This window comes from Propionivibrio sp. (assembly GCF_029255185.1).
Lineage (GTDB): Bacteria > Pseudomonadota > Gammaproteobacteria > Burkholderiales > Rhodocyclaceae > Propionivibrio.
Map to the genome: position 1 here is coordinate 1 of NZ_JAPUVO010000034.1, position 4,556 is coordinate 4,556.

At 53.6% G+C, this 4,556-nt stretch carries 3 protein-coding genes and 1 tRNA gene; 1 reads left to right on the plus strand and 3 read right to left on the minus strand.

What is annotated here, in order from left to right:
* The first annotated feature begins 26 nt into the window (after positions 1-26).
* Positions 27-102 (plus strand) — tRNA-Ala (locus Q1J43_RS00535).
* An 816-nt stretch (positions 103-918) separates the two neighbouring features.
* Here Q1J43_RS00535 and Q1J43_RS00540 read toward each other — a convergent pair.
* From Q1J43_RS00540 to Q1J43_RS00550, 3 genes are all read right to left on the minus strand, one after another.
* Positions 919-1,890: a tetratricopeptide repeat protein gene (locus Q1J43_RS00540; protein ID WP_301100329.1), complete on the minus strand. Its 972-nt coding sequence runs from the start codon at positions 1,888-1,890 to the stop codon at positions 919-921.
* A 130-nt stretch (positions 1,891-2,020) separates the two neighbouring features.
* Positions 2,021-3,145: a hypothetical protein gene (locus Q1J43_RS00545; RefSeq protein WP_301100332.1), complete on the minus strand. Its 1,125-nt coding sequence runs from the start codon at positions 3,143-3,145 to the stop codon at positions 2,021-2,023.
* A complete protein-coding gene (locus Q1J43_RS00550) occupies positions 3,052-4,275 on the minus strand; it encodes a DNA cytosine methyltransferase (RefSeq protein ID WP_301100330.1) in 1,224 nt (407 codons plus the stop codon). The genes Q1J43_RS00545 and Q1J43_RS00550 overlap by 94 nt, the downstream gene beginning before the upstream one ends.
* Positions 4,276-4,556 lie beyond the last annotated feature (281 nt).

Below are 4,556 nucleotides of genomic sequence, written 5' to 3' on the forward strand. Positions count from 1 at the left end.
CGCCCCCCTCATAAAGGGCGCATTCAGGGCCTGTAGCTCAGCTGGGAGAGCGCGTCGTTCGCAATGACGAGGTCGTCGGTTCGATCCCGATCAGGTCCACCATATTCCCGATTATGTTGCCTTGCTCTTTTCGCTTCGGGCGGCGTGCGTTCGTTTTTTTGTGCGCCGGCGTTCTCGGAGTCTGTTTGAAATCCTGTCCAGAAGCGCAGGCGTTTCGCTGTTATACCAATCCGTCTATGAACTGACGCATTGGCCTATCAATGGCCGTCATTCCCGCGCACGCGGGAATCCAGCGTCCCGCGTCTGCGGGACGTATGAGTCCCGAACAGAGAAGGCAGTACAGGCCGCTGGTGTTGTTGACTCATGCGCTCGCTATCGCTCGCCGCTGGATTCCCGCTTGCGCGGGAATGACGTCTGTTCTTGATGTTAAGGGAAAGCGCAAGATTATACGTGTCAGTTCATAGACGGATTGGTATTAGACGCCTATTTGCCGTCAGGCCGCCACTCGCGGCTCAGCCTCTGGCCTTCGGCGATTGGGGCGGGGGCATGGTACGGGCGATGTCGAGAGCCGCATCAAACCGCATTATCTCCATCCCCCTGACATTGCCGAAAGCACCGGCCATTTCCGTGTATCGCTGGAAGAAGGACAGGCCTTGATGTGCGCCCTGCGCGGCCTCCTGTTCGGTTTATGCCAAACAACCTACATGCTCGACATCTCTAGAGGCGTCGGAAAGCGCCTGTCGGCCCGAACTACGCCACGCGTGAAGACGCGCAATGGCGGATCGAGGATTTTCGTGGCGCGTTGCATGTCCATCGTGACCGGTAACTTATGCCAACTGCCTAATGAGAGGCCCAGTGCCCCCGGCAAAGGCATGCCAGCGGAGGCTGGCATCCAGCACCTGCCATGCCCTCAGCGCGTTAATCCAAGCCCCATTTGCGCTTGTTGAGCAAGGGATCATCGAACTTACCGCCAGGCCGCCACTCGCGGCTCAGCTTCTGGGCTTCGGCGATCTGTTCCGGCGTCATGGCGCGGGCGAGGGCGTCGCGGTCGGCGACGGCTTGGGCGAAACCTTGTTCCGCTGCCAGATCCATCCACATATAGGCCTTCACATCGTCGCGCGGCACGCCTTCGGCTCGCGCATAGGCGTTGCCGAGATTGTTTTGGGCGTCGGCGTTGCCGCTTTCGGCGGCTTTGCGATACCAGCGCACGGCTTCGGCGTAATCCTTGGTCACGCCGCGTCCTTTGGCGAAGCAGACGCCGAGATTGTTTTGTCCGGCGGCGTTGCCGCCTTCGGCGGCTTTATGGAACCAGCTTACGGCGCTGTTTGCGTTGCGATCAACGCCTTTGCCGTCAAGATACAAGGCGCCCAGACCGTTAAAGGCATCGGCATTGTTCTGCGCCGCCGCTTTCCCGAACCACTCCAGCGCTTTCGCATAATCCTTTTCGACGCCCTGCCCCTTGGCATAGAGGCTGCCGAGATTGCTTTGGGCGGCGGCGTGGCCTTTTTCGGCGGCGCCGAGGAACCATGCGGCAGCCTCCTTATCGTCCTGCTTCACGCCCAAGCCCTTCGCGTAAAACGCGCCGATGCGGTTCTGCGCCTCAAGATTGCCCAGCCCCGCCGCTCGTCGCGACCACAGCATGGCCTGCGCGTAGTCTCGCGGCACGCCGAGGCCCTTGGCGTAAATATGGCCGAGATGGTTCGCGGCTTCGGCATGGCCATTCTCCGCCGCGTTCTGTAACTCCTCCATGCTCAGTTCGGGCGGAGGTTCGGCTGTAGCAGGCGCGGCGAGAGGGGATTCGGGCGGCGGCGCGGGATTTGCTTCCTCGGCCAGCGCGGGCCGAACGCATAGCAGCAGGCATCCCAAGGCCACGACCAAACTCTTTTTCATGCGACATTCTCCTGCGTCAGACCTGCTGTCATGTTCCCCGCCGTTCGCCTTTTTTCCAACAAGTACCTTATTTTTTCCGAAGCCTTGTGATAAAATCACGCTGCCTTCCAGACGCTGAATGCATGGTGTCTCAGTTCTTCCATGTTTTGTTTCTTTCCTGCTCTGGAGCGAAAACTATATTTTTTGGCCTTTGTCTTATCAAAAGAGAAAACAACCTATCTTTGGATGGAGTTAAGGGCGTTCGTATCATATCTTGAAAGCTAGGCTTGTTTGATCGTGTTCCCGTTGTCATTGGGCCAGCGTAAAGGGCTGAGTTCACAAGATCTATAATGCCTTCTTTTTTGCCGTTTATGTCTCCGTAACTGAAGCTCAACATGTTCACCTCATCAGACTTTTCGGAAAGAAACTTTCGCACGTCTAACGCAGTGGATTTGCAAATATAATCGACAAGATTATCCTGAACCACCCAAATTGTTTTTCCCCCCCACGCAAGGGCAACTTCCGATTTAACGATCAGCTGCGAAACCATTCTTGCCCATACTTGACGATAGTTTATGCCGGGGGCTTCATGGCTCTTTTCAAGCATCGAATCTTCGAACGCCATAGCGATTGTCGTTCTTTTCTTTTTGTTCCCGCCACTTGTGCTTGATGTCATTATTTCAACAAGTGAAGGGGGCCCGATGGGAAAGTCCTCAACAAAATCTTCGCCGTCACGCACGGCAAGACTGTATCCTGCGATCGCAAGGCTCTTCGCAACAGCTTGTACGGATTGGCCTAACTGTAGGGACATGCTCTTGACAGGAGTCGAACCAATAGGGGCAACAATGTAATCAAAGGTGTAGTCAAAAGATTTACCGGCTTCTTCGTACTTCAGCTTCACTTCAGTCCACACGCCAAGTCGAGACTTAGGCGGGTACGATAAAAAGCCTAAAGTTTTTTCTTCTGCATAGGATTGCCATTTTCTCACCCCTGGATCTTCGCGGCCCAGTGCAAGCAGTCGGCGGGGGCAAACAATCCAAGGCGATGTATCGGGGGTAGTTTGAATTGAACATACCCCAGCAGGGACATCGTCGACCCCAAGAAAATGAGTGCGCAACGGATGGTCCGAACCTAAGGCAATTTGCGACGAGTACCTGTTGCCGCCCCCATCACACTGTCCATTCATGAACGGACAGTGCGCGTGCCGCCTACTTTCTTTTGCTTCTTGGGTTTGATCTGTGATTGGGTATCCGAATACCTCGAAGATTTTTGGCATTCTATAACCTTCCTAATTTCTCTTGCAATGGATCTAGCAAGTGGTGGCGGGACGGAATTAGCAATCTGTCGGTGCTGATCAAGATTCTTTACGCTTCCAGAACGTCCGCGAACCGGCCCCATTAAAATGTAATCATCGGGGTATCCATGTATGCGCATATACTCTCTAGGGGTTAGGTATCTATCTTCAGTAGGGTGAAAGAAAATTTCACCGCACCGCAGCGTCAAGGAAGGTTCCTTGCGGGATAGTCTGCGAAATTTCGTCGTGTCCTTTTTCGACAAATTTTGTCGTTGGCTTGTTGGTAAATGCAGCTCTTTGGCAAGGTGAGAACCTTCGGGAACGCCAGCAATTCTCCGGCGGTCGCCATCTGGCGTAATATCAACGTGGTTGTTTTTTGATGGAATGTCTCTGCCAACGATCGGTTTTTCCAAGCCTTCCAGTGCTTCTCCAACGGTTCTATACTGTGGCAAGGCAAACAAAGAGCCGCTAGAAGTCTTGTTGTCTGAATGTGTCGGCGCAGGAAATTGAAACCCATTAGGTTTTTTTGTCGCCACAATTATCACGCGCTCTCGCAACTGTGGAACTCCGTAATCAGCGGCGAGGGCAACTTTCCACTTGGGGACGTAGTCTAAAGACTCCAACTGTGTGAGCAGATCGCGAAACGCGCCTCCTTTGACGCCGTTGGCATCAGGAGCACTTAATAAGCCTTTTACCTGTTCAATCATAACGGCGCGTGGACGGAACGCCTTTGCAAAACGAACAATCTCGAATAGCAACATTCCCCGCTCATCATCAAGGCTCGCTCTTTTCCCAATAAGAGAAAATGCTTGGCAAGGTGGGCCGCCGAACAAAAGGTCGAGTTCGCCTGCCACTAATCCCATGCGCTCTAGCAATTCATTCTCATCAACTTTTCTTACATCGTTTTCGACAACGATGGTCTGCTGCTTCTCTCTAATTGCTGCTTGCCGTAGTGTCTCGCAACAATGGGGGTCTATTTCCACTTGGCACAATACGTTGAACCCAGCCTGACGAACACCTATGTCCATGCCACCGCCACCAGAGAACAAAGAAACTGCACGCAACTCTCTTTCTTTGTTTTTTTTTCTGGTGCTGGAAGAGTTCATAAACATTAGTCTCATTTCACGGGGCGGTTTGCATTGTGAGACACAATGACCCACCGTGCAAGATATGGTTGTGGCAATAGTTTAAGATGGTTGCAGGAAGTCTGGAGACGATACCGTTGGGGGGATCACCTTCTAAATTAGAGAACGCCATGTTCCCCGCCGTCCGCCGTCTTGTCAACCCGTCCGGCATAAACCGCTAGACCAACCCTGCCGCGTCCCCTAGAATTTCTTTCGCGCCGCCTTGCGCGGTTTCCGTCATCTTTCGAGAGCGCTTCATGTCCTCCTCC